Genomic DNA, 21238 nt, shown 5'->3' on the forward strand with positions numbered 1-21238 from the left:
TTCCGGGCGATCGATTATCCTCTCCCTTATCCGCCGCCGTCAGGAGCGGCCCCTACGGACCGAGGGGAACCATGAGCAGGAACGCGACATCGTCCGCCTTGCCATCTTCGTTATCCCGCCATTCGTCTCACCCATCCGTGCTTTTGCTAGTGGCCTGCGCCGCGCTCGCCGCCGCCGGCTGCCAGAAGCAACAGGCGGCGGAAAAGAAGCTGCCGGTGATGGTGACGACACAGACGGTGGCGCTTGCCGATTATGCGCCGCGAACCTCGCTCACCGGCGTGATTGCGGCGCGCACGCTGAACAATCTCTCCTTCCGCGTCGGCGGCCGCGTCGCCGAAAGGCTGGTCGATGTCGGCCAGCATGTCGACCCAGGCGCGGTGCTGGCGCGCATCGATCCGCAGGAGCAGGAATCCGACCTGCGCTCGGCGCAGGCCGATCTCGACGCCGCGCAGGCGCAACAGACGCAAGCCGCGGCGGCCTTCCAGCGGCAGAAGACGCTGCTTCTGCAAGGCTATACGACAAGGCGCGATTTCGACAGCGCCGACCAGGCGCTGAAGGTGGCGCAAGGTAGCGTCGACGCGGCAAACAGCGCTCTGGCCAACGCCAAGGAAAACCTCTCCTACACCGAACTCAAGGCGGGCGCCGCCGGTGTCATCACGGCGCGCCAGGTCGAGGCGGGGCAAGTGGTGCAGGCGGCGCAGACCGTCTTCACCGTCGCCGAGGACGGCGATCGCGACGCGGTGTTCAACGTCCAGGAGACGCTGGTCGCCCAGACGGCTCCTTCCCCGGCGGTAACGATCACCCTGCTTGCCGACCCGCAGATCAGGGCTGTGGGCAAAGTGCGCGAAATCTCGCCGGCCGTCGATACCGCATCGGGCTCGATCCGGGTCAAGATCGGCATTCCCGATACGCCCGCCGGCATGCCGCTGGGCGCCGCCGTTATCGGCACCGTCAGCGCCCGGCCGGTGAAAGCTATTCTGTTGCCCTGGCAGGCGCTGACCTCGGCCGCCGGCAAACCCGCCGTCTGGGTGGTCGACCCGTCGAGCAAGGCGGTGGCAGCGGCGCCGGTCGACGTGCTCGCCTTCGATTCCGGCGTGGTCGCCGTCGACAACGGCTTGCAGGAGGGCCAGAGCGTCGTCACCGCCGGCGGACAATTGCTCAGCCCGGGACAGACCGTGGACATCGCGGGCGCCAGCCAATGAGACGTTTGCCCGGCATTTCCATCCTGCTCGTCGTTGCAACGCTTGGCGCCTGCTCGCGCTCGGAAGAGAAGCCGCCGGAAGTCATCCGGCCGGTGTTGTCGATGGTGATCGAGCCGAAGACCGTCGAGACCTTCGGCTTCGCCGGCACGGTGCAGCCGCAATACAGCGCCGACCTCGCCTTCCGCCTGCTCGGCCGCGTCGTCTCGCGCGACGTCAAGGTCGGCGACCTCGTGACCAAGGGCACGACGATCGCCGCGCTCGATCCGACGGCGCTGGAGCTAGCCGTTCAGGTCTCGAAAGCGGACCTGTCGAATGCCCAGGCGCAATTCGCCAATGCCGCTGCAAGCGAGGATCGCCAGCGGCAGTTGCTTGCCTCCGCAAACACGCCGCAAGCCACCTTCGATACCGCGCAACAGGCCAGGCAGTCCGCGCAAGCCGGGGTCGAGCGCGCCAACGCCGCTCTGGCCAAGTCGCAAGAGCAGCTTGGTTACGCCCGGCTGTTTTCCGACTTCGACGGCGTCGTCACCGCTACCGGCGCCGAGGTCGGCCAGACGGTGTCGCCCGGCCAGACTGTCGTCACCGTGGCGCGTACCGACCCGCGCGAGGCGGTGGTCGACATTCCCGACCGGCTGATCGGCGATCTCACCGTCGGCACACCGTTCGACATCATCCTGCAATCGCTGCCGACCATCAAGACCGAAGCCAAGCTGCGCGAGATCGCGCCGCAGTCGGAAGGCGCGACGCGCAGCCGCCGTGTCAAACTGACGCTCGTCAATCCGCCGACAGCGTTCCGGCTCGGCTCGACGATCACGGCGACGCGCATGACCAAGGTGACGCCGACAATCGAACTGCCGATGTCGGCGCTGCTTGAGAAGGACGGTGCCGCCAAGGTATGGGTCGTCGATCCGCAGTCCTCCAGCGTCGCCACGCGCGAGATCAGAATAGCGTCCAAGAATGGCGCCACCTTCACCGTTGCCGAAGGCCTTGAGGCCGGCATGCGCGTGGTTACCGCCGGCGTGCACAGCCTGAACGAAGGCCAGAAGGTCAAAGTGCTGGAGGGAGGCGTCTGATGAAGGGCTTCAACCTCTCCGACTGGGCGCTCAGCCATCGCTCGATGGTCTGGTATTTCATGCTGGTCTTCGTGGTGGCCGGCGTGTTCTCCTATCTCAATCTCGGCCGCGAGGAAGATCCCAACTTCACCATCAAGACCATGATCGTCCAGGCCAACTGGCCGGGCGCCTCGGTCAAGGAAACCGTGCAGCAGGTCACCGACCGAATCGAGAAGAAGCTCGAGGAGCTCGACAGCCTCGACTTCACCCGGTCCGTCACCACTGCCGGCCAGACCGTCATCTTCGTCAACCTGAAGGACACCACCAAGGCGCGCGACGTCGTGCCGAACTGGATTCAGGTGCGCAACATGGTCAACGACATCACGGCACAATTGCCGCAAGGCGTGCAGGGACCGTTCTTCAACGATCGCTTCGGCGACGTCTACGGCAACATCTATGCCTTCACCTCGGACGGACTGACGCCGCGCCAGCTGCGCGACTATGTCGAGGATGTGCGGACCAAGATCCTGACTGTGCCGAATGCCGGCAAGGTCGATCTGGTCGGCGCGCAGGACGAGGCGATCTATCTCGAATTCTCGACCCGCCAGATCGCGGCACTTGGCCTCAACCAGCAGCAGATCGTCGCCAGCCTGCAGGCGCAGAACGCGATCACGCCGTCGGGCGTCATCCAGTCCGGCCCGGAGCGGATCAGCGTGCGCGTCGGCGGCCAGTTCGCCTCCGAGGAAAGCCTGCGCGCCATCAATCTGCGCGTCAACGACCGCTTCTTCCGGCTGAGCGACGTGGCGACGATCACGCGCGGCTATGCCGATCCGCCGACGGCGCTGTTCCGCTTCAACGGCCAGGACGCGATCGGGCTTGCCATCGGCATGAAGCCCAACGCCAATCTGCTCAAGTTCGGCGAGGCGCTGCATGAGGAGATGAACAAGGTGCTGGCCGATCTGCCGGTCGGCGTCGGCGTGCATCTGGTGGCCGATCAGCCGGTCATCGTCGAGGAAGCGGTTTCGGGCTTCACGCGCGCGCTGTTCGAAGCGGTGGCGATCGTGCTTGCGGTGTCCTTCATCAGCCTCGGCATGCGCGCCGGCTTCGTGGTCGCGCTGTCGATCCCGCTGGTGCTGGCCATCACCTTCACCGTCATGGAATATCTCGGCATATCGCTGCAGCGCATTTCGCTCGGCGCGCTGATCATCGCGCTCGGCCTGCTGGTCGACGACGCGATGATCGCGGTCGAGATGATGGTGGCGCGGCTGGAGGTTGGCGACAATCTGCGCAAGGCGGCGACCTATGTCTACACCTCGACCGCCTTCCCGATGCTGACCGGAACGCTGGTGACGGTCGCCGGCTTCATTCCGATCGGCCTCAATTCGAGCGCCGCTGGGGAATACACCTTCACGCTGTTCGTCGTCATCGCCGTGTCGCTGCTCGTGTCATGGATCGTGGCGGTGCTGTTTGCGCCACTGCTTGGCGTCACCATCCTGCCGGCGACGATGAAGACCAAGCATCACGACCAGCCAGGACGCTTCACCTCGCTGTTCCGGCGGGTGCTTGTCGGCTCGGTGCGCCATCACTGGCTGACCATCATCGTCACGGTTTTGTTGTTTGCCGGCTCGATCGCCGGCTTCGGGCTTGTCCAGCAGCAGTTCTTCCCGCCGTCGGACCGGCCGGAACTGATCGTCGACTGGAACCTGCCGCAGAATTCCTCGATCGCCGAGACGCGCGACCAGATGCAGCGCTTCGAACAGCGCGCACTGGTCAACAATCCCGACATCGATCATTTCAGTTCCTATATCGGCCAGGGCGCGGTGCGCTTCGTGCTGGCCTATGACGTGCAACCGGCAAACCCCTATTTCGGCCAGACCGTCATCGTCACCAAGAGCATCGAGGCGCGCAACCGGGTGAAGCCGGCGCTGGAGAAACTGCTGCGCGCGGAGTTCGTCGGTACCGACGCTTTCGTCAAGCCGCTCGAGCTTGGACCGCCGGTCGGGCGTCCGGTGCAGTACCGCGTCGGTGGTCCCGACATCCAGACGGTTCGGGAGCTGGCGCAACAGTTCGCCGGCGTCATCTCGGCCAATCCGAAGCTTGCGGCGCCAACCTTCGACTGGAACGAGCCGCAGCGCGTGCTGAGGGTCGAGGTGCTGCAGGACAAGGCGCGCCAGCTCGGCATCACCTCGTCCGACATCGCCAGCACGCTGAACAGCACGGTCGGCGGCGCGACGATCACGCAGGTGCGTGACGCGACCTACCTGATCAATGTCGTGGCGCGCTCGCGCGAGGCCGAGCGCGGCTCGATCGAGACGCTGCAGAACATCCAGCTGCCGACCGGAAATGGCGAGGCAATCCCGCTCGCCGCGGTCGCCAACTTCCGCTACGACCTCGAGCAGCCGACGGTGTGGCGGCGCAACCGCACGCCGACGATCACCGTGCGGGCCGGGCTGGTCGGCGACGTGCTGCCGGCGACCGTCGTCAACGAACTCAAACCCTCCGTCGAGGCCTTCATCGCCAAGCTGCCGCCGGGCTACTCGGTCGAGACCGCGGGCTCTGTCGAGGAAAGCGCCAAGAGCCAGGGACCGATCGCTGCCGTGGTGCCATTGATGCTGTTCGTCATGGCGACCATACTGATGATCCAGTTGCAGAGCTTCCAGCGCCTGTTCCTGGTGGTGGCGGTGGCGCCGCTCGGCCTGATCGGCGTGGTGGCGGCCCTGGTGCCGAGCGGCGCGCCGCTCGGCTTCGTCGCCATTCTCGGCGTGCTGGCGCTGATCGGCATCCTGATCCGCAACTCGGTTATCCTGATCGTGCAGATCGAGGATCTCGTCAAGGAGGGCAAGGATCGCTGGGCGGCCGTGATCGAGGCGACCGAGCATCGCATGCGGCCGATCGCGCTGACGGCGGCGGCGGCCAGCCTGGCGCTGATCCCGATCGCGCGCGAAGTGTTCTGGGGACCGATGGCCTACGCCATGATGGGCGGCATCATCGCCGGCACGGCGATCACGCTGCTGTTCCTGCCGGCGCTTTATGTGACGTGGTTCAGGATCAAGGAGCCGAAGGAGGGGGCGCAGAGCGAAGCGCTGCCGGAGGGTGGAGCGGCGGCAACATAAGTTTCGCTAGGGCGTTTCACCGTTTCACGGAAACGGCGAGCCGCCCTAACTCTTTGTTTTGACGCAATTCCGGACGGAAAACCGTGTCACACTTTTCCTGGAATTGCTCTAGGGCGTTTCACCGTTTCACGGAAACGGCGAACCGCTCTATCTCTTTGTTTTTACACAATTCCGGACGGAAAACCGATCACACTTTTCCTGGAATTGCTCTAGCTACGGAGCTATACCCGCACGAACCCCTCGCTCGCCCTGAGCAGGTTGCGCGTATAATCCGCGCTCACGCGATGGCCAATCAGCTGGCTCGCCGTCAGCTTCTCGACCGTTTCGCCATTCTGCATCACCATCAGCCGCTCGCACATATGGGTGATGATGGCGAGGTCGTGGCTGACCATCAGGAAGGTGAGCTTGCGGCGCCGACGGACCTCTTCCAAAAGGTTGAGCACTTCCGCCTGGACCGAGGCGTCGAGCGCCGAGGTCGGCTCGTCGAGCAACAGGATCGACGGTTCGAGGATCAACGCGCGAGCGATCGCGACGCGCTGGCGCTGGCCGCCGGATAGCTGATGCGCGTAGCGGAAGCGGAAGCCAGTTCCGAGGCCGACCTCGTCCAACGCGCGCTCAATACGCTTTTCGCCGTCGGTAAATCCATGGATCGCCAGCGGCTCCTGCAGCAGGCGATCGACGGTCTGGCGCGGATGCAGCGAGCCATACGGATCCTGGAAGACCATCTGCACCTCGCGATAGAAGGCCTTGTCGCGGGTCCCGCCGAGTTTCTTGCCGTTGACGGTAATGGTGCCGGACGCAACCGGCGCCAGGCCGGTGATCGCCCGCAGCAGCGTCGACTTGCCGGAGCCGCTTTCGCCGACCAGTCCATAGGATTCGCCTTCTCCGACTTCCAGGCTGACACCCTTCAAGGCGCGAAAACGGTCGAAGACCACTTCCAGCTTCTCGACAGCGATCGCGGCCGTCATGCCGCCCACTCGGGCTTGCGGTCGAGAACCGGCAGCGGATGACGCTCGAAGCCGATCCGCGGCATGCAGTCGAGCAGGCCGCGCGTATAGGGATGCTGGGCGTCGCGCAGTTCGGAGGCCTTGAGCTGCTCGACCACCTTGCCGGCATACATGACGACGACGCGGTCGCAAAAGGAGGAAACCAGGCGCAGGTCGTGTGAGATGAAGATCAGGCCCATGCCGCGCTCGCTGACCAATTTGTCGAGGATGCCCAGCACATCGAGCTGCACGGTGACATCGAGCGCCGAGGTCGGCTCGTCGGCGATCATCAGCTCGGGTCCGGCGATCAGCATCATGGCGATCATGGCGCGCTGGCCCATGCCGCCCGAGACTTCATGCGGGTATAGGTCGAAAACGCGCTTAGGGTCGCGGATCTGCACCGCTTCCAGCATCGCCAGCGCGCGCTCACGCGCCTCGGCCTTGGAAACCTTTTCATGCGTGCGCAGCGTTTCGACGATCTGGCGGCCGATGCTCATCACCGGATCGAGCGAGTATTTCGGATCCTGCAGGATCATTGCGATGCGATTGCCGCGCAGCGCCCGACGCTCACGCGGCGATATCGAAAGCAGATCCATGCCGTCGAAACAGAGCTTCTTCGCTGAAACCTCGGCCTGCGGCGGGGTCAGGCCCATGATGGCGCGGCCGGTCTGCGACTTGCCGGAACCGCTCTCGCCGACGATGCCCAGCCGCTCGCGGCCAAGCGAGAACGACACACCGCGCACGGCCTGGACGAGACCGGTTCGGGTCGGAAAATTGACACGCAGATCGTCGACGTCGAGAAGCGTGTCGCTGCTCATTGGCCACCACTCATTGATCACCGCTCCGGGGGTCAAGCGCGTCGCGCAGGCCGTCGCCGAGCAGGTTGAAGCCAAGGCTGACGATGAGGATGGCGACCCCAGGTGCGGCGGCAACCCACCACTGGTCGAGGATGAAGCGTCGGCCGGACGCAATCATCGCGCCCCATTCGGGCAGCGGCGGCTGCGCGCCGAGACCGAGGAAGCCGAGGCCGGCGGCGATGAGGATGATGCCGGCCATATCGAGCGTCACGCGGATGATCAGCGAGGAGATGCAAAGCGGCATGATGTGACGCAGCACGATGCGGAAGGATGAGGCGCCCATCAGTTCCACGGCCTTGATGTAGTCGGAGTTGCGCACAGTCAGCGTCTCGGCGCGGGCGATACGCGCATAAGGCGGCCAGGAGGTGATGGCGATCGCGATTATCGCGTTTTCGATGCCTGGGCCAAGCGCAGCGACGAAAGCCAGCGCCAGGACCAGCTTGGGGAAGGCCAGAAAAATATCGGTGACGCGCATCAGGATGGCATCGGTCCAGCCGCCGGCATAGCCGGCGACCGTGCCGACCAGCAGCCCGATGGGTGCCGCTATGATGGCGACGAGGATCACGACATAGAGCGTCCATCGCGTGCCGTAGACAACGCGCGAATAGATGTCGCGGCCAAGGTCGTCAGTGCCGAACCAATGCGCGGCGCCAGGCGGCAGCAGGCGGGCATTCTTGAGGTCGCCGAAGGTCGGCGAGTAAGGCGCCAGCACACCGGCAAGGGCCGCGACCGCCACAAGCGCGATAATGATGAACAGCCCGACCAACGCCAGCCGGTTGGCGGAGAAGCGCCGCCAGGCGACATAGGCCCGGCCGAGCCTTGCCTGCAGGCGCGAGGCCGGCCGCTCGGTGAGCAGCCACGCGCGCCGGGATTGGAGGGTTTCGACGCTCATCCGACCTTGGTCCTCGGATCGAGAAGCCGGTAGAGTAGATCGGAGAAGAGGTTGATGCCTATGAAGACCGAGCCGATGGCGATGGTGCCGCCAAGCACGGCGTTCATGTCTGCATTCTGCAGCGAATTGGTGATGTAGAGGCCGATGCCGGGCCACGAGAAGACGGTCTCGGTCAACACCGAGCCCTCGAGCAGGTTGGCGTAGGAGAGCGCGATCACCGTCACCATCGGCACTGCGGCGTTGCGCAGCGCGTGGCCCCAGATGATGCGGCTTTCCGACAGACCCTTGGCGCGCGCGGCGACGATATATTCCTGCGCCAGCTCGTTCAGCATGAAGGAGCGGGTCATGCGGCTGATATAGGCGAGCGACAGATAGCCGAGCAGTGCTGCCGGCAGGACGATATGGCGCCAGGCGTCGTGGAAGACGTCCCACTGCCCCTGGATCGCGGCATCGAGCAAATAGAAGCCGGTGATCGGCGTGAAGGTGTATTCGTAGACGACGTCGAGCCGCGCCGGAAAGGCGATCCACTGCAGCTTGGCGTAGAACAGCACCAGGCCGAGCAGCCCCAGCCAGAAGATCGGCACCGAATAGCCGATGAGGCCGACGATGCGCGCGACCTGGTCGACCAGGCTGCCGCGTTTGACGGCGGCCAGCACGCCGAGCGGCACGCCGATGATGGCGCCGATCAGCGTGCCCAGCGTCGCCAATTCGATGGTGGCAGGAAAGACGCGGCGGATATCGGACATCACCGGATTTGTGGTCAGCACCGACGTGCCGAAATCACCGCTCAGAGCGTGTTTGACATAGATGTAGAACTGCTCGATCCAGGGCAGGTCGAGCCCCATCTCACGGCGCGTGCGCTCCACCACCGCCGTAGGCGCCCGGTCGCCGAGGACGGCCAGAACCGGATCGATCGGGATGACGCGGCCGATGAAAAATGTCACCGCGAGCAGGCCGAGATAGGTCGTCACCGCGATGATCAAAAAGCGGCCGAGCGACGATAGAATGGCGACGGCACGGACGCTTCCACGCCCTGCCGCCGCCTGGTTTTCAGCCACGCTCACGCGTCGCGTCCGCCGCTTCTATTCCTTCGAAACCGGACCGACGAAGTTGGTGTCGAAGCTCGGGCCGAGCGCGAAGCCCTTGAGGTTCTTGCGCAGCCCGGCCACTTCCAGTTGCTGGTGGATGATGACGAAGGGGCTGGTGTCGAGGATCTTCTTCTCGAGATCCTTGTATATATCGGCGCGCTTGCCAGCATCCTTCTCCAGAAGTGCTGCTTCCGTTTCCTTGGTCAGGTCCGGAATATCCCAGCTGTTGCGCCAGGCGAGCGTGTGAGACTTGCCGGCATCCGAATTGTCGGGATTAGAGGCGAAGGTCTGGGCGTTGGAGTTCGGATCGAAATAATCCTGACCCCAATTGCCGATATAGATATCGTGGTTGCGGGCACGATACTTGGTCAGCGTCTGCTTACCATCACCCGGGATGATCTCCAGCTGAATGCCGGCCTGCCCGAGCGTCTGCTGGATCGATTCCGCCATGCCGGTGGTCGGCTGTCCTGTGCGAACGTCCATGGTCACCTTGAAACCATCCGGCAGGCCGGCCTTGGCCAGCAATTCCTTGGCCTTGGCGACGTCGAGCTTGAACGGGTTCTCGTCCAGTTCACCCAGAACGCCCTTGGGCAGGAAGGTCTGGTGGATCTCGCCGATGCCCTTGAGGATGGTCGTGCTCAGCGCATCATAGTCGACCAGATATTTGAACGCCTGGCGGACCTCGGGCTTGGCAAGCGTCGGGTTCTTCTGATTGAGGCTGATGTAATAGACCGTGCCCTTCGGCGCGCTGGTGGTGACGAGGTCGGCGTTCTTGGCAATGGCGTCGAGATCGTTCGGCTCGAGGTTGCGGGCAACGTCGATGTCGCCGGCTTCGAGCGCCAAACGCTGCGCCGAGCTTTCCTTCATGTTGCGGTAGATGACGCGGGCGAGCTTGGCCTTCTCGCCATTGTAATTGTCATTGCGCTCCAGAACGACGGCCTCGTTGGCGCGCCATTCACGCAGCTTGTAGGCGCCGGAGCCGGCATAGCCGGTCTTCAGCCAGGCGTTGCCGAAGTCATTGTCCCATTTGTAGTCGGCGCTCGGCGTCACGGCGGCGACATGTTCCTTCACCAGCTTGGCGTCGACCACCGAGGCGACGGTGGCCGAGAGGCAGTTCAGCACGAAGCTCGGTGCGTAGGCTTTGTCGACGGTGAACTGGAACGTAGCGTCGTCGACGGCCTTGGCCTTTTCAGTGACATTGTCGCCGCTGATGCCAAACTGGCCGATGATGAAGGCCGGGCTCTTGTCCAGCTTGACGGCGCGTTCGAAGGAATAGGCGACATCGGCCGCGGTGATCGGATTGCCCGAGGCGAATTTGAGGCCCGGCTTCAGCTTGAAGGTGTAGGTCAGGCCATCGTCGGAGACGGTCCAGCTCGCAGCGAGATCCGGCTTGACCTTGGAAGTGTCGCTCAAATCGAGCCGGACCAGGAGATCATAGGTGTTGCCGGTGACCTCGGCGGTCGACAGCTCGAACGCCTCGCCAGGATCCATCGTGATGATGTCGTCGATGGCAAAACCCTCGACCAGCGTGTCGGCGGGGGTAACCGCGAAAGCGGGTGCGGCGCACAGCGCCGACAGCGCCACGCCTACGAGCAGGCCGCGCGAGCGGAAACCAAACTTTTCCAGCATCATGGTGATCGTTCCCTGTTTTGTTGATTATTGACCTGAGTTCCCGGCTCAGGATTGCAGCGTTCTTTTGAAGCCGCATGGCGGCCTCTGACTCTCGTAACGTCGTGGTTTTTGTCCAATTGGTCAACAGCATATAAGGCGACTTTAGAGCCGGCAACGCGGATTTGCATGACAAATGGCCAGGCAGGGCTGATGGCCTCAAGCGAACCCTCCAATCAGGAAAGCACTGCCTGCTCAGTTACTTGATTGCGGCGACAAGGCTTGCATCGGGAAAGCAGGTGGCGGGTTTGCCGTTCTTGGCCTGCCACACGCCGATCGAGCGGCGCGTCTTGAAGCCGGGCAGCCCGTCGGCGCTGCCGACATCATAGCCCTTGGCCTCCAGCGCCCTCTGCAGCGCGGCGATATCGGATCGATGGAGGTCGCCGACCGGGCCCCAACTGCCGGAGAAGGTGTAATCGCCCTTGGCGATGCGGTCGGCGGCATGGCCGATGAACAGGCCGTAGAGGTCGCTGTTGTTGTATTCTTTGATCACATAGAAGTTCGGCGTGACGAGGAAAGCCGGACCACTGCGTCCGGCCGGCATCAGCAAAGAGCTTTGCGCCTTCATCTCGCTTGCCTGAAACGCCTTGTTGTCGGCGCGCCGGATGCCCATGGCCACCCAATCCGAAATCTTCTTGCCCTGGTCGGGGCCTTCGCGCGCACAGGAGACATTTGCCGGCACGGTCACCTCGACACCCCATCCCCGGCCTTTCACCCAGCCATAGTGGACGAAGTAGTTGGCGATCGAGGCGAGCACGTCGGGCGTCGAGTTCCAGATGTCGGGCTTTCCGTCGCCGTCGAAATCGACGGCATGCTTGAGGAAGGATGTCGGCATGAATTGCGGCTGGCCGAGCGCGCCGGCCCAGGACGATTTCATGGCATTGACCGGCGCCAGTCCGCGCTGGACGATGTCGAGCGCCGCCAGCAACTCGGTGCGGAAGAAATCCTTCTTGGTCGACATGAACGCCTTGGTGCCAAGCACCTCGAAAGCGTCGTAAGGCATCTTGGCGGCGCCGAAGCCGGTCTCGCGGCCCCAGATCGCCAGCACGATCTCGCCCGGCACGCCGTAGCGCTTCTCGATGAGCCCGAGCACCCTGGAATTCGCGCTCTCGCGCGTGCGCCCGCCTGACGTGACGGCGCGGACGATCTTCTCGGCGAAATAGTTGGCAGGCGGGCCGAACTCGGCCTGATGCTGCTTCTGCGGCGTTGTCGGTTCCTCGCCGGGCATGACGAGGTCGGGCAGTTTCAGGTTCGGCTTCACGCCGAGAAAGGCCTCGTCAAAGGTCTTCTTGGAGATGCCTTTGGCTTTGGCTTCCGGCCAGAGGTCGGTCTGCAGCCAGGCGCGGAACTGGTCGTCGATGGGGGCGGCGTGGGTGGGGAGGGCGAAAAGTGTTGCCAAGAAAAATGCGAGCAGACTTAGGCCGCGTAATGCCGTCATTTTCAAGTCCCCCGATCTAGAACGCTGTCCTCGACTTGAGCGCAGCGGCCAGCGTGCCTTCATCGAGATAGTCCAGCTCGCCGCCGACCGGCACACCGTGGGCCAGCCTGGTCACCTTGATCTCGAACCCGGACAGCTGGTCGGTCAGATAATGCGCCGTCGTCTGCCCCTCGACCGTGGCGTTGACGGCCAGGATCACCTCCTTGACCTCGCCGCCGGCGACGCGATCGACCAGCGAGCGGATGTTGAGCTGATCAGGCCCGATGCCATCGAGCGGCGACAGCGTGCCGCCGAGTACATGGTAGCGCACATTCATGGCCGCCGCGCGCTCCAGCGCCCAGAGGTCGGAAACGTCCTCGACCACGATCAGCGTGCCGGCGTCGCGGCGCGGATCGGTGCAAATCATGCAAGGGTCGGAGGTATCGACATTGCCGCAAGTCGAGCAGATGCGCACCGTGTCGACTGCTTCGGCCATGGCGGCGGCCAAAGGCGCGAGCAGTTGCTCCTTCTTCTTGATGAGATGCAGCGCGGCGCGCCGTGCCGACCGCGGCCCGAGCCCCGGCACCTTGGCCAGGAGCTGGATCAGGCGTTCGATTTCGGGACCGGCGATTCTTTTCGACATCGCTCTGATCTAGGAGGTTTCCGTGCTGTTTGGAACAGCCGCAACGACACAAGGGCCGCCATGCTGCCATGGCAGGCCTTGTGTCGTTGAATGAGATTAGCTCAGTTGGCTTCGAGCGGCCGGTCCTGGCTGACGATCATCGCGCCGATGGCATCGGTGTTGTCAGGCGTCGACTGGAAGCCCATCGCCGCTTCCTGCGGCGCGTTCGGCACCGAAGTGATGTAGCGGGCGTTGACGGCGCCACCGAAACGCGAGGCGTCCGGCTCGGCCATCGGCTCCTGCATCGCGACCATGATCTGCTTCTGCGCGACACGGCCGGACTTTTGCGACGGAGCCACCGAAGCGGTCATATAGGTCTGATCGGCGGGTACGATTTTGATCTTCCTGGTCGGCGATGCCGGCGCCACAGCCGCGGTCATATAGGTCTGCTTGGTCGGATCGGGGCGCACGATCGTCTTCACCACAGGCTCGGCGGAGGCGACCAGCACCGGCGCTGCAGGCACCGGCTTCTGCGGCTGGTCCGAATTCATGGCGACCATCGGCTCATCGGGCAGCGGCTGCCAGTTGCGGCCACGCTTCTCATAGAAGGCGTTGCCACCGGCCACCATCGTGTAGTGCATGTTCTTGTAGGGGAAGCGCAGGCCGGCGGTGTGGAAATACATGGTGTTCTTAAGCTTGCCCTTGCGCTCGCCGCGCAGCACCGCATCGGCCGCTTCCTCGACATCCGGCAGTGCCCTTGAGTTCATCGGCCGCGTCAGCACGCCGGGCGCGAACTGGCCCTGCTCGCCGACGACCTCGCAGATGGTGCTGCCGTGCTGGCCAGAACGCAGCCGGTTCATGACCACCGTGCCAACGGCGATCATGCCGTCGCGGCTCGACCGGTTGGATTCGAAGAACATCGCCCTTTCCAGGCACTCCCTGTCCTTCAGCGAGTGGCTGGTGCGCGTGGTGAGGAAGCTCGGCGTGAGCGCGTCAGTCAGGCCCGACACCGACATGCCATGGGAAGAAGTCGTCTGGCTGCAACCGGCCAGGAGCAAGGGGGAAATGACGATGCCGACAAGCAGCAGCGGCGTCTTCCATCGCGTCGCGATCAACAAAAAAGCCTCATGTCCAGATGCCAGCCCGCCCCGAGATGTGGCAAGAATGAGACTCTTTCAGGCAAAAAGATGGCTAGAAGGTTAGCAACTTCTCGACATAGGTAAAACTTTATGAATGGAGCGATATGAGCGCGTGAGCATCACCGGGGAATTGGTTAATAACGCCGTTCGCGCTCAATTTTCGTTCATAATCAATTAACTGGCACAAGCCGTCTCAGAACGGCAATTTCATTCCTGGGGGAATCGGCAGGCCCGCGGTGAGCGCCTTGGTCTTCTCCTGCATGATGGCCTCGACCTTATTTTTGGCGTCATTGTGGGCAGCCAAAATGAGGTCCTCGAGAATCTCGGCCTCGGCCGGCTTGATCAGCGACGGATCGATCTTCAGCGTCTTCATCTCGAACTTGCCGGTCAGCGTGATGCTGACCAGCCCTCCGCCCGACTGTCCGGTCGCTTCCAGCGTGGCGATCTCATCCTGCATGGCCTGGAACTTGGCCTGCATTTCCTTCGCCTTGCCCATCAGGCCGAGAAGATCTTTCATCCGTTTGGTCCTCTTGTTCTATTGGTCCGCGGGCATGACCCGAGCGAACCCTGTGTGCTGGATCTAGATTTCATCATCGTCGGTAGCGGGTTCGACCGGCACTTCGGCCTCGGCCTCTTCCACATCCGGCACGTCCGGAATGCGCACATCGATGATCTTGGCGCCGGGAAAACGCGCCAGGATGGCGGCGACCGTGGGGTCGGCCTTGGCGTCGGAGAAGGCGTTCTCGCGCTTGGTCGATTCCATCTCGGCCAGCGTCTGGCCGCCCTCGTCCTTCGACAACGACACCAGCCAGTTGCGACCGGTCCAGGCCCGCAGCTTGGAGGTCAGGTCGTTGAGCAGCATCTTCGGCGCATCGTCGGTCAAGGTGACGTCGATACGGCCGGGTTCGAAACGGACCGGCCGCACGCAGCGCTTCATCAGCACCTTGAAGGCCATGTCGCGATTGGCGTCAGCCAGCGCGACGATGTCGGCCAGCGATTTGACCGGCACGGCCGGTGCTTCGGCAACGGGCTCCGGCGCCGGCACGAAGGCTACTGGCGCCGGCTGCGCCTCGACCAATCGCATGGTCTGCGCGCCGCCGTTGGCGGCGGGGACACGCGTCTGCGCCACGGCGCTGGCGCCGCCGCCGTTGCCGGGACTGGCCGGCGCGCCGTTCGGGCGTGGCGCGCCACTCGACACAGGCCCCGCCCCGTCCAGCGACTTCAGCGCCTCGTCCAGCGTCGGCAGGTCGGCGGCGTGCGCCAGTCGGATCAGCACCATCTCGCCGGCGCTGACCGGGCGGTTGGACGATTGCACCTCGGGAATGCCCTTCAACAGCATCTGCCAGGTCCGCGACAGCACGCGAACCGACAGCGTGTTGGCGAAATCCGCGCCGCGCCGACGCTCATCCTCGGAAAGCGTGGCGTCGTCGGCCGCCGAGGGCACGAAACGCAAGCGGGTGACCAGGTGGTTGAACTCGGCAAGGTCGGTGAGCACGGCCGCCGGGTCGGCGCCGGTATCGTATTGGGCGCGGAACTCGGCCAACGCCGCCGCCACGTCACCCTTCATGACAGTTTCGAAAAGGTCGATGATGCGGGCGCGGTCGGCGAGCCCCAGCATGGCGCGTACGGCCTCGGCGCTGACCGTGCCGCTGCCATGGGCAATCGCCTGGTCAAGGATGGAAAGCGAATCGCGCGCCGAGCCTTCGGCGGCGCGCGCAATCATCGCCAGCGCCTCGTCGTCGACGGCAATGCCTTCCTTGCCGGCTATCGAGGACAGATGTCCAACCAGCGCGCCGGCGTCGATGCGCCTCAAGTCAAAACGCTGGCAGCGCGACAGGACGGTGATCGGAACCTTGCGGATCTCGGTGGTGGCGAAGATGAATTTCACATGCGGCGGCGGCTCTTCCAGCGTCTTCAGCAGGCCGTTGAAGGCCTGGGTGGAGAGCATGTGCACTTCGTCGATGATGTAGACCTTGTAGCGGGCAGAGACCGGCGCGTAGCGCACGCGCTCGATGATGTCCCTGATGTCGTCGATGCCGGTATGCGAGGCGGCGTCCATCTCGATGACGTCGACATGACGGCCTTCCATGATCGCCTGGCAGTGCTCGCCCAAAACGGCAAGGTCCACGGACGGCTGGTCGACGGTCGCTGTCTTGTAGTTCAGAGCCCGCGCCAGGATACGCGCCGTGGTCGTCTTGCCGACCCCGCGCACGCCGGTCAGCATCCAGGCCTGGGCGATGCGGCCGGTCGCAAACGCATTGGTCAGCGTACGCACCATCGGCTCCTGGCCGATCAGCTCGGAAAAATTCGACGGACGGTATTTGCGCGCCAGCACGCGATAGGCAGCGGCCTTTTGCTTCTCCAGGTTTTCTGGGCCCGAATTTCCGGCTTCGCTCATTCGCCCGTGGAGCTCCAAAGGCCAACATCCGAGGGTGGCCGATTCCTGTTAGAGCGTTTCACCGTTTCTGGAAACGGCGAACCGCTCTATCTCTTTGCTTTAACGCAATTCCGGGCGGGAAACCGCTCACACTTTCCCCGGAATTGCTCCAATAGTCTCGCCCGCGCTGCAATGCGTCGTCAATGTCGCGAGAGGGTCCGATGAGGTGGGAGGCTGGAACAATGACCCGTTCCGGGCTCGTTAGGGCTGCTTCCTTCCGGACCTGACCCGGTTGGCGAGTGGATCGTCCACCACCAACCTCCCGCGTCCCATATCGGCAATTCAGCGACGAAATGCAAGGGCAGAGCAGGCACCTTGGCCATATCGAGCTGGGAAAGCCCTTCAAATCGATACAGCGGTCAACGAATCGCTTGCAGCCACCTTGCCGCCGCTCTAGCGTTTGCGGGTTTGGAAAATGCCCACAAAATAACAAAAGTGAAGGAAACGCCGATGCTGCCTGGCCTGAAGGCCGGATTCACGCTGGACGCCCGGCTGGAGGCGGACAGCGAGCAGCTCATGTGGCTTGGCCTGTGCGAACTCAGGGTGATGAACGACCAGCGCTGGCCCTGGCTGGTGCTGGTGCCGCAACGCCCAGGCATGGAAGAAATCCACGAGATGACGCCGCTCGACCAGGCGATGCTGACCTTCGAGACCAACATGGTGGCGCAGGCGCTGAAGCGGGTGACCGGCTGCACGAAGATCAACACCGGCGCGCTCGGCAACATCGTGCGGCAGCTGCATGTCCATGTCGTGGCCCGCTCGGAGGGCGATCCCGGCTGGCCAGGGCCGGTGTGGGGGCATGGCATGCGCGAACCCTACCGGCGCTCCGACATCCGCCGGTTTGCCGAAACGATCAAGGCGGCGCTATAAGCTGACGTCCTTGTCCATTTTTGCAGCCTTGCCCTTGAGTCTCCCATGAGCTTTCACCTGTTTGACGCGCCATTGCGCGAACCCAGCCAGTTTGTCGGTTTCGCCGGCAATCAGATCGACCGGCAGTCGGAGAACCGGGCCGACGATTCGGTCGAAAAAGCGCTGGCGGACCCCGCGGCGCGGCTAATGCTGATGCATGCCGGCCGGCTCTACCTTAAACTGGACGACGGCAAATTCGACCCCTGGTTCAACACCAGTGAAAGCGAGCCCTTCGAGGCTTCCCTCGACCGTGGCGTGCTGCTCGGCTTTTCCGCCGACGGGCCGGTGCTGGCCATTCCCGCCGGCGTCGACCCGGAAAAGCTTCCCGAGACCATCAAGGCGATCGACTATCGCTCGGTCTACATGCAAGGCCTGATCGACGAGGCGGCGGCCGGCGCGCTGGCGCAAGGGGCGGCGCTGCTTGCCTGGCACGCCAGCCACGCCTTCTGCTCGAAATGCGGCAATCGCTCGGACATGCGCGCCGGCGGCTACAAGCGGCATTGCCCGGCCTGCGGTACCGAACATTTCCCGCGCACCGACCCGGTGGCGATCATGCTGACGGCGACGCGCGAAAAATGCCTGCTCGGACGCGGCCGGCATTTCGCGCCGGGCATGTATTCGGCTCTTGCCGGCTTCATCGAGCCCGGCGAGACGATCGAGGCGGCGGTGCGGCGCGAGACGCTGGAGGAGGCCGGCATCCGGCTCGGCCGCGTCGTCTACCACGCCAGCCAACCATGGCCGTTTCCTTATTCGCTGATGATCGGCTGCTTCGGCGAGCCGCTCAACGAGGACATCCAGGCTGACCTCAACGAGCTGGAAGACTGCCGCTGGTTTTTTCGCGATGAAGTGCGCACGATGCTGGAGAGAACGCATACTGGCGGCTTGATCACGCCGCCAAAAGGCGCGATTGCCCACCACCTCATCCGCGCCTGGGTCGACAGCGAGTAGGAGCACAAGAATGATCCGTCACACCGTGGTGTTCACGTTGAAGCATGAACAGCATTCGCTTGAGACCAAGCGCTTCCTGCACGATGCGCGCAAGATCCTGTCCGCCATCAAGGGCGTCACGCATTTCGAGCAGTTGCGGCAGGTCAGCCCCAAGAACGATTTTCAGTACGGCTTCTCGATGGAGTTCGCCGATCAGGCCGCCTACACGCGCTACAATGAGCACCCCGATCATGTCGCTTTTGTCCGCGACCGCTGGGTGCCGGAGGTCGAGACGTTCTTGGAGATCGACTACGTGCCGCTCGGCTTTGGTTGAAATTCAGGTGAGGCCGGCCTGCAAATGGCGGCTTCCTGCGCTTCCGGTGCTCACGTACTTTAAGTACGCTCCGCTCCGGTTCTCGGAAACCACCATTTTCGACTCGGCCTGACCTGAATTTAGGCGCCGCTCAGTCGGCGACCTTCCACTGTTCGCGCGAAGCGGCGGCCGGGTAGACGCCCAGTATCCGCACCTCGCGTGAGAAGAAGCGCAGCTCGTCGAGCGCCAGCTTGACCAGCGGATCGTCCGGGTGGCCCTCGATGTCGGCGTAGAACAGCGTCGCGGTGAAGGCGCCTAACTGATAGCTCTCCAGCTTGGTCATGTTGATGCCGTTGGTGGCGAAGCCGCCCATGGCTTTGTAGAGCGCGGCCGGCACGTTGCGGACGCGGAACATGAAGGTAGTCATCATCTTGGCGTCGGCCGAAGGGCGTTCAACCCACTGCTTGTTCTTGGTCAGGACGACGAAGCGGGTGACGTTGGAATCGGTGTCCTCGACATTCTTCTCGATGATGTCGAGGCCATAGAGCTCGGCGGCTAAAGCCGGCGCCAGCGAGGCCATGGTGCGGTCCTTGACCTCGGAGACCATCTTGGCCGAGCCTGCCGTGTCGCCGGCGATCACCGGCTTCCAGCCGTTCTTGCGGATGTATTTGCGGCACTGTCCGAGTGCATGGATGTGGCTGTGCACGCTCTGGATCTCGTCGCGTTTGACGCCCGGCAGCACCATCAGCTGAAAATGGATCGGCAGGAAATATTCGCCGACGATGTTGAGCTTCGATTCCGGCAAGAGGTGATGGATGTCGGCGACGCGGCCGGCGATCGTGTTCTCGATCGGGATCATGGCGAGTTCGGCCTTGCCGGTCTCGACCGCGTTGAACGCGTCCTCGAAGGTCGGGCACGGCAGCGGTTCCATCGACGGGAACATGTTGCGGCAGGCGGTGTCGGAATTGGCGCCGGGCTCGCCCTGGAAGGAAATTCTGTTGGTGTTGGCGGTCATATGGATGGTCTCAGCTTGAAAGGATTTGCCGGGCTCGGTCGAGGTCGTGCGGCGTGTCGACCCCGAGCGGTAGCGATTGGACGATCTCGGCATCGATGCGCATTCCCGCTTCCAAGGCCCGCAACTGCTCCAGCCGCTCGCGCCGTTCCAGCGGCGACGGTTTCAGCGCCACGAAGCGCTCGAGTGCGGCGCGGCGATAGGCATAGAGGCCGATGTGGTGATAGAGCGGCCCGTCGCCCCACGGCGCGGTGGCGCGGGTGAAGTAGAGCGCTTTCAGCCGCGTTGCCGAGAGCGGCGAGCCGACGATCTTGACGACGTTGGGATTGGTCTTTTCCTCGTCGCGCACGATTTCGACGCCGAGCGTGGCGATATCGACCGACCTGTCCTCGAATGGGCGCAGCGAGGCGCCGATGATGTCGGGATCGATGGTCGGCAGGTCGCCCTGTACATTGACGATGGTTTCGACCTTTTTGTCCGGATCGAGGGCGCAAAGCGCCTCGAAAATGCGGTCGGAGCCGGATTCGTGATCCATGCGGGTCATGACCGCCTCGAAACCATGCGCGCGCACCGCTTCGGCGACCGTTTGCGTATCGGTCGCCACCACCACGCGGCCGAGCCCGGCCTCGGCGCCGCGGCGCGCGACATGGACGATCATCGGCATGCCCGCGATATCGGCCAGCGGCTTGCCCGGCAGACGCGTCGAGGCCATGCGGGCGGGGATCAGGATCAAGGTCGACATCGGATTCTTGGGCGGCCGGAAAAAGCGGATCGAAAAGTGGCAAAAGGTCTCACTGGAAGCGCCCTTATAGGTGTTGCAACGCCGAAGCAAAAGACCTAGTTTCCGCCCGATTTGACTGGCCTTTCGGGGCTGTTCGCGATACCGACGGACGGAGTGGACGGGACGGTCCGCCGGAAAAGGGAGCAAGGGGCGCATGGATTCCAACGAAGTCAACAAGCTGCTCGGCGGATTTCTGGGAACCTGCTTCGTCCTCTTCTCGGTGGGCCTGATCTCCGACGGGCTTTACGCTTCGCCGGCGCCGGAAAAGCCCGGCTTCATCATCGAAGCCCAGGAGCCGACCGAAGGCGGTCCGGCCGCGCCCGCCGCCGAAGCCAAGCCGATTGCCGATCGGCTCACCACGGCCAGCGCGGATGCGGGCGCCGCCATCTTCAAGAAATGCCAGGCCTGCCATTCCGGCGAGAAGGGCGGCCCGAACAAGGTCGGCCCCGATCTCTGGGACATTGTCGACCGCCCCGTGGCCGAGCATGAGGGTTTCGCCTATTCAGCCGGCATGAAGGATTTTTCGAAGGGCGGCGCGGAGCACTGGACCTACGACAATCTGGACCACTTCATCACCTCGCCGAAGAAGTTCGTGAAGGGCACGGCGATGGGCTTCGCCGGCCTGCCCAAGGACGAGGATCGCGCCAACGTGATCGCCTATCTGCGCACACTGTCGGACAATCCGAAGCCGCTGCCGACGCCGGGTGCTGCCGCCGACGCTTCGGCAAAGCCGGCGGATGCGGCCGCCAAGCCCGCCGCAGGCGCCGCGCCGGCCAAGCCGGCCGAGGGCGCAGCGCCGGCAAAGCCTGCGGCGCCGGCCAAGTAA

The 21238-nt window shown here is 63.9% G+C and carries 19 protein-coding genes and 1 other RNA gene; 7 read left to right on the forward strand and 13 right to left on the reverse strand.

Annotation, left to right across the window (positions count from 1 at the left end; translation table 11 throughout):
* Positions 1-71 precede the first annotated feature (71 nt).
* From AB6802_RS00590 to AB6802_RS00600, 3 genes are read left to right on the forward strand one after another with little or no spacing between them, the layout of a single operon-like run.
* Entirely contained in the window at positions 72-1202 is a 1131-nt protein-coding gene (locus AB6802_RS00590) for an efflux RND transporter periplasmic adaptor subunit (RefSeq protein ID WP_371008051.1), read from the forward strand.
* Positions 1199-2272 (forward strand): efflux RND transporter periplasmic adaptor subunit, encoded by a 1074-nt coding sequence (locus AB6802_RS00595; RefSeq protein ID WP_371008052.1) that lies wholly within the window; start codon positions 1199-1201, stop codon positions 2270-2272. Before AB6802_RS00590 ends, AB6802_RS00595 begins: the two co-directional genes overlap by 4 nt.
* Positions 2272-5364 (forward strand): efflux RND transporter permease subunit, encoded by a 3093-nt coding sequence (locus tag AB6802_RS00600; RefSeq protein WP_371008054.1) that lies wholly within the window; start codon positions 2272-2274, stop codon positions 5362-5364. Before AB6802_RS00595 ends, AB6802_RS00600 begins: the two co-directional genes overlap by 1 nt.
* A 221-nt stretch (positions 5365-5585) precedes the next feature.
* On the opposite strand, the gene AB6802_RS00605 is transcribed toward AB6802_RS00600, so the two are convergent.
* From AB6802_RS00605 to ffs, 11 genes are all read right to left on the reverse strand, one after another.
* Positions 5586-6332 (reverse strand): ABC transporter ATP-binding protein, encoded by a 747-nt coding sequence (locus AB6802_RS00605; RefSeq protein WP_371008055.1) that lies wholly within the window; start codon positions 6330-6332, stop codon positions 5586-5588.
* Entirely contained in the window at positions 6329-7168 is an 840-nt protein-coding gene (locus AB6802_RS00610) for an ABC transporter ATP-binding protein (protein ID WP_371008056.1), read from the reverse strand. Before AB6802_RS00610 ends, AB6802_RS00605 begins: the two co-directional genes overlap by 4 nt.
* A 10-nt stretch (positions 7169-7178) precedes the next feature.
* Positions 7179-8099, reverse strand: a complete 921-nt coding sequence (gene nikC / locus AB6802_RS00615) for a nickel transporter permease (protein ID WP_371008057.1) — start codon at positions 8097-8099, stop codon at positions 7179-7181.
* Entirely contained in the window at positions 8096-9163 is a 1068-nt protein-coding gene (locus tag AB6802_RS00620; protein WP_371008058.1) for an ABC transporter permease, read from the reverse strand. The genes nikC and AB6802_RS00620 overlap by 4 nt, the downstream gene beginning before the upstream one ends.
* Positions 9164-9181: 18 nt before the next feature.
* Positions 9182-10819, reverse strand: a complete 1638-nt coding sequence (locus AB6802_RS00625; protein WP_371008059.1) for an ABC transporter substrate-binding protein — start codon at positions 10817-10819, stop codon at positions 9182-9184.
* 235 nt (positions 10820-11054) lie between these two features.
* Complete coding sequence (locus tag AB6802_RS00630) at positions 11055-12293, reverse strand: lytic murein transglycosylase (RefSeq protein WP_371008060.1); 1239 nt, start codon at positions 12291-12293, stop codon at positions 11055-11057.
* A gap of 16 nt (positions 12294-12309) precedes the next feature.
* Complete coding sequence (recR, locus tag AB6802_RS00635) at positions 12310-12915, reverse strand: recombination mediator RecR (protein ID WP_371008061.1); 606 nt, start codon at positions 12913-12915, stop codon at positions 12310-12312.
* A gap of 101 nt (positions 12916-13016) precedes the next feature.
* Positions 13017-14009, reverse strand: coding sequence for a cell wall hydrolase (locus AB6802_RS00640; RefSeq protein ID WP_371008062.1), 993 nt, complete (start codon positions 14007-14009; stop codon positions 13017-13019).
* Positions 14010-14226: 217 nt separating this feature from the next.
* Positions 14227-14550: a YbaB/EbfC family nucleoid-associated protein gene (locus tag AB6802_RS00645; RefSeq protein WP_371008063.1), complete on the reverse strand. Its 324-nt coding sequence runs from the start codon at positions 14548-14550 to the stop codon at positions 14227-14229.
* Between the two features lie 63 nt (positions 14551-14613).
* A complete protein-coding gene (locus tag AB6802_RS00650; protein ID WP_371008064.1) occupies positions 14614-16431 on the reverse strand; it encodes a DNA polymerase III subunit gamma/tau in 1818 nt (605 codons plus the stop codon).
* A gap of 205 nt (positions 16432-16636) precedes the next feature.
* Positions 16637-16733, reverse strand: an RNA gene (ffs, locus tag AB6802_RS00655) — signal recognition particle sRNA small type.
* 187 nt (positions 16734-16920) lie between these two features.
* On the opposite strand from ffs, the gene AB6802_RS00660 reads away from it, so the two are divergent.
* The 3 genes from AB6802_RS00660 to AB6802_RS00670 are packed head-to-tail and all read left to right on the forward strand — an operon-like array spanning position 16921 to position 18640.
* Complete coding sequence (locus AB6802_RS00660; protein ID WP_371008065.1) at positions 16921-17340, forward strand: HIT domain-containing protein; 420 nt, start codon at positions 16921-16923, stop codon at positions 17338-17340.
* Between the two features lie 45 nt (positions 17341-17385).
* Positions 17386-18327, forward strand: a complete 942-nt coding sequence (gene nudC / locus AB6802_RS00665) for an NAD(+) diphosphatase (protein ID WP_371008066.1) — start codon at positions 17386-17388, stop codon at positions 18325-18327.
* A 10-nt stretch (positions 18328-18337) separates the two neighbouring features.
* The gene (locus AB6802_RS00670) at positions 18338-18640 is read left to right on the forward strand and encodes a Dabb family protein (RefSeq protein WP_371008067.1); all 303 of its coding nucleotides are present in this window, start codon (positions 18338-18340) and stop codon (positions 18638-18640) included.
* Positions 18641-18770: 130 nt separating this feature from the next.
* On the opposite strand, the gene AB6802_RS00675 is transcribed toward AB6802_RS00670, so the two are convergent.
* Complete coding sequence (locus AB6802_RS00675; RefSeq protein WP_371008760.1) at positions 18771-19634, reverse strand: prephenate dehydratase; 864 nt, start codon at positions 19632-19634, stop codon at positions 18771-18773.
* A 10-nt stretch (positions 19635-19644) separates the two neighbouring features.
* The gene (locus AB6802_RS00680; RefSeq protein WP_371008068.1) at positions 19645-20373 is read right to left on the reverse strand and encodes a 3-deoxy-manno-octulosonate cytidylyltransferase; all 729 of its coding nucleotides are present in this window, start codon (positions 20371-20373) and stop codon (positions 19645-19647) included.
* 193 nt (positions 20374-20566) lie between these two features.
* On the opposite strand from AB6802_RS00680, the gene AB6802_RS00685 reads away from it, so the two are divergent.
* A complete protein-coding gene (locus AB6802_RS00685; protein WP_371008069.1) occupies positions 20567-21238 on the forward strand; it encodes a cytochrome c family protein in 672 nt (223 codons plus the stop codon).

Origin of the sequence: Mesorhizobium sp. RCC_202, assembly GCF_041355295.1 — a bacterium.
GTDB lineage: Bacteria > Pseudomonadota > Alphaproteobacteria > Rhizobiales > Rhizobiaceae > Mesorhizobium.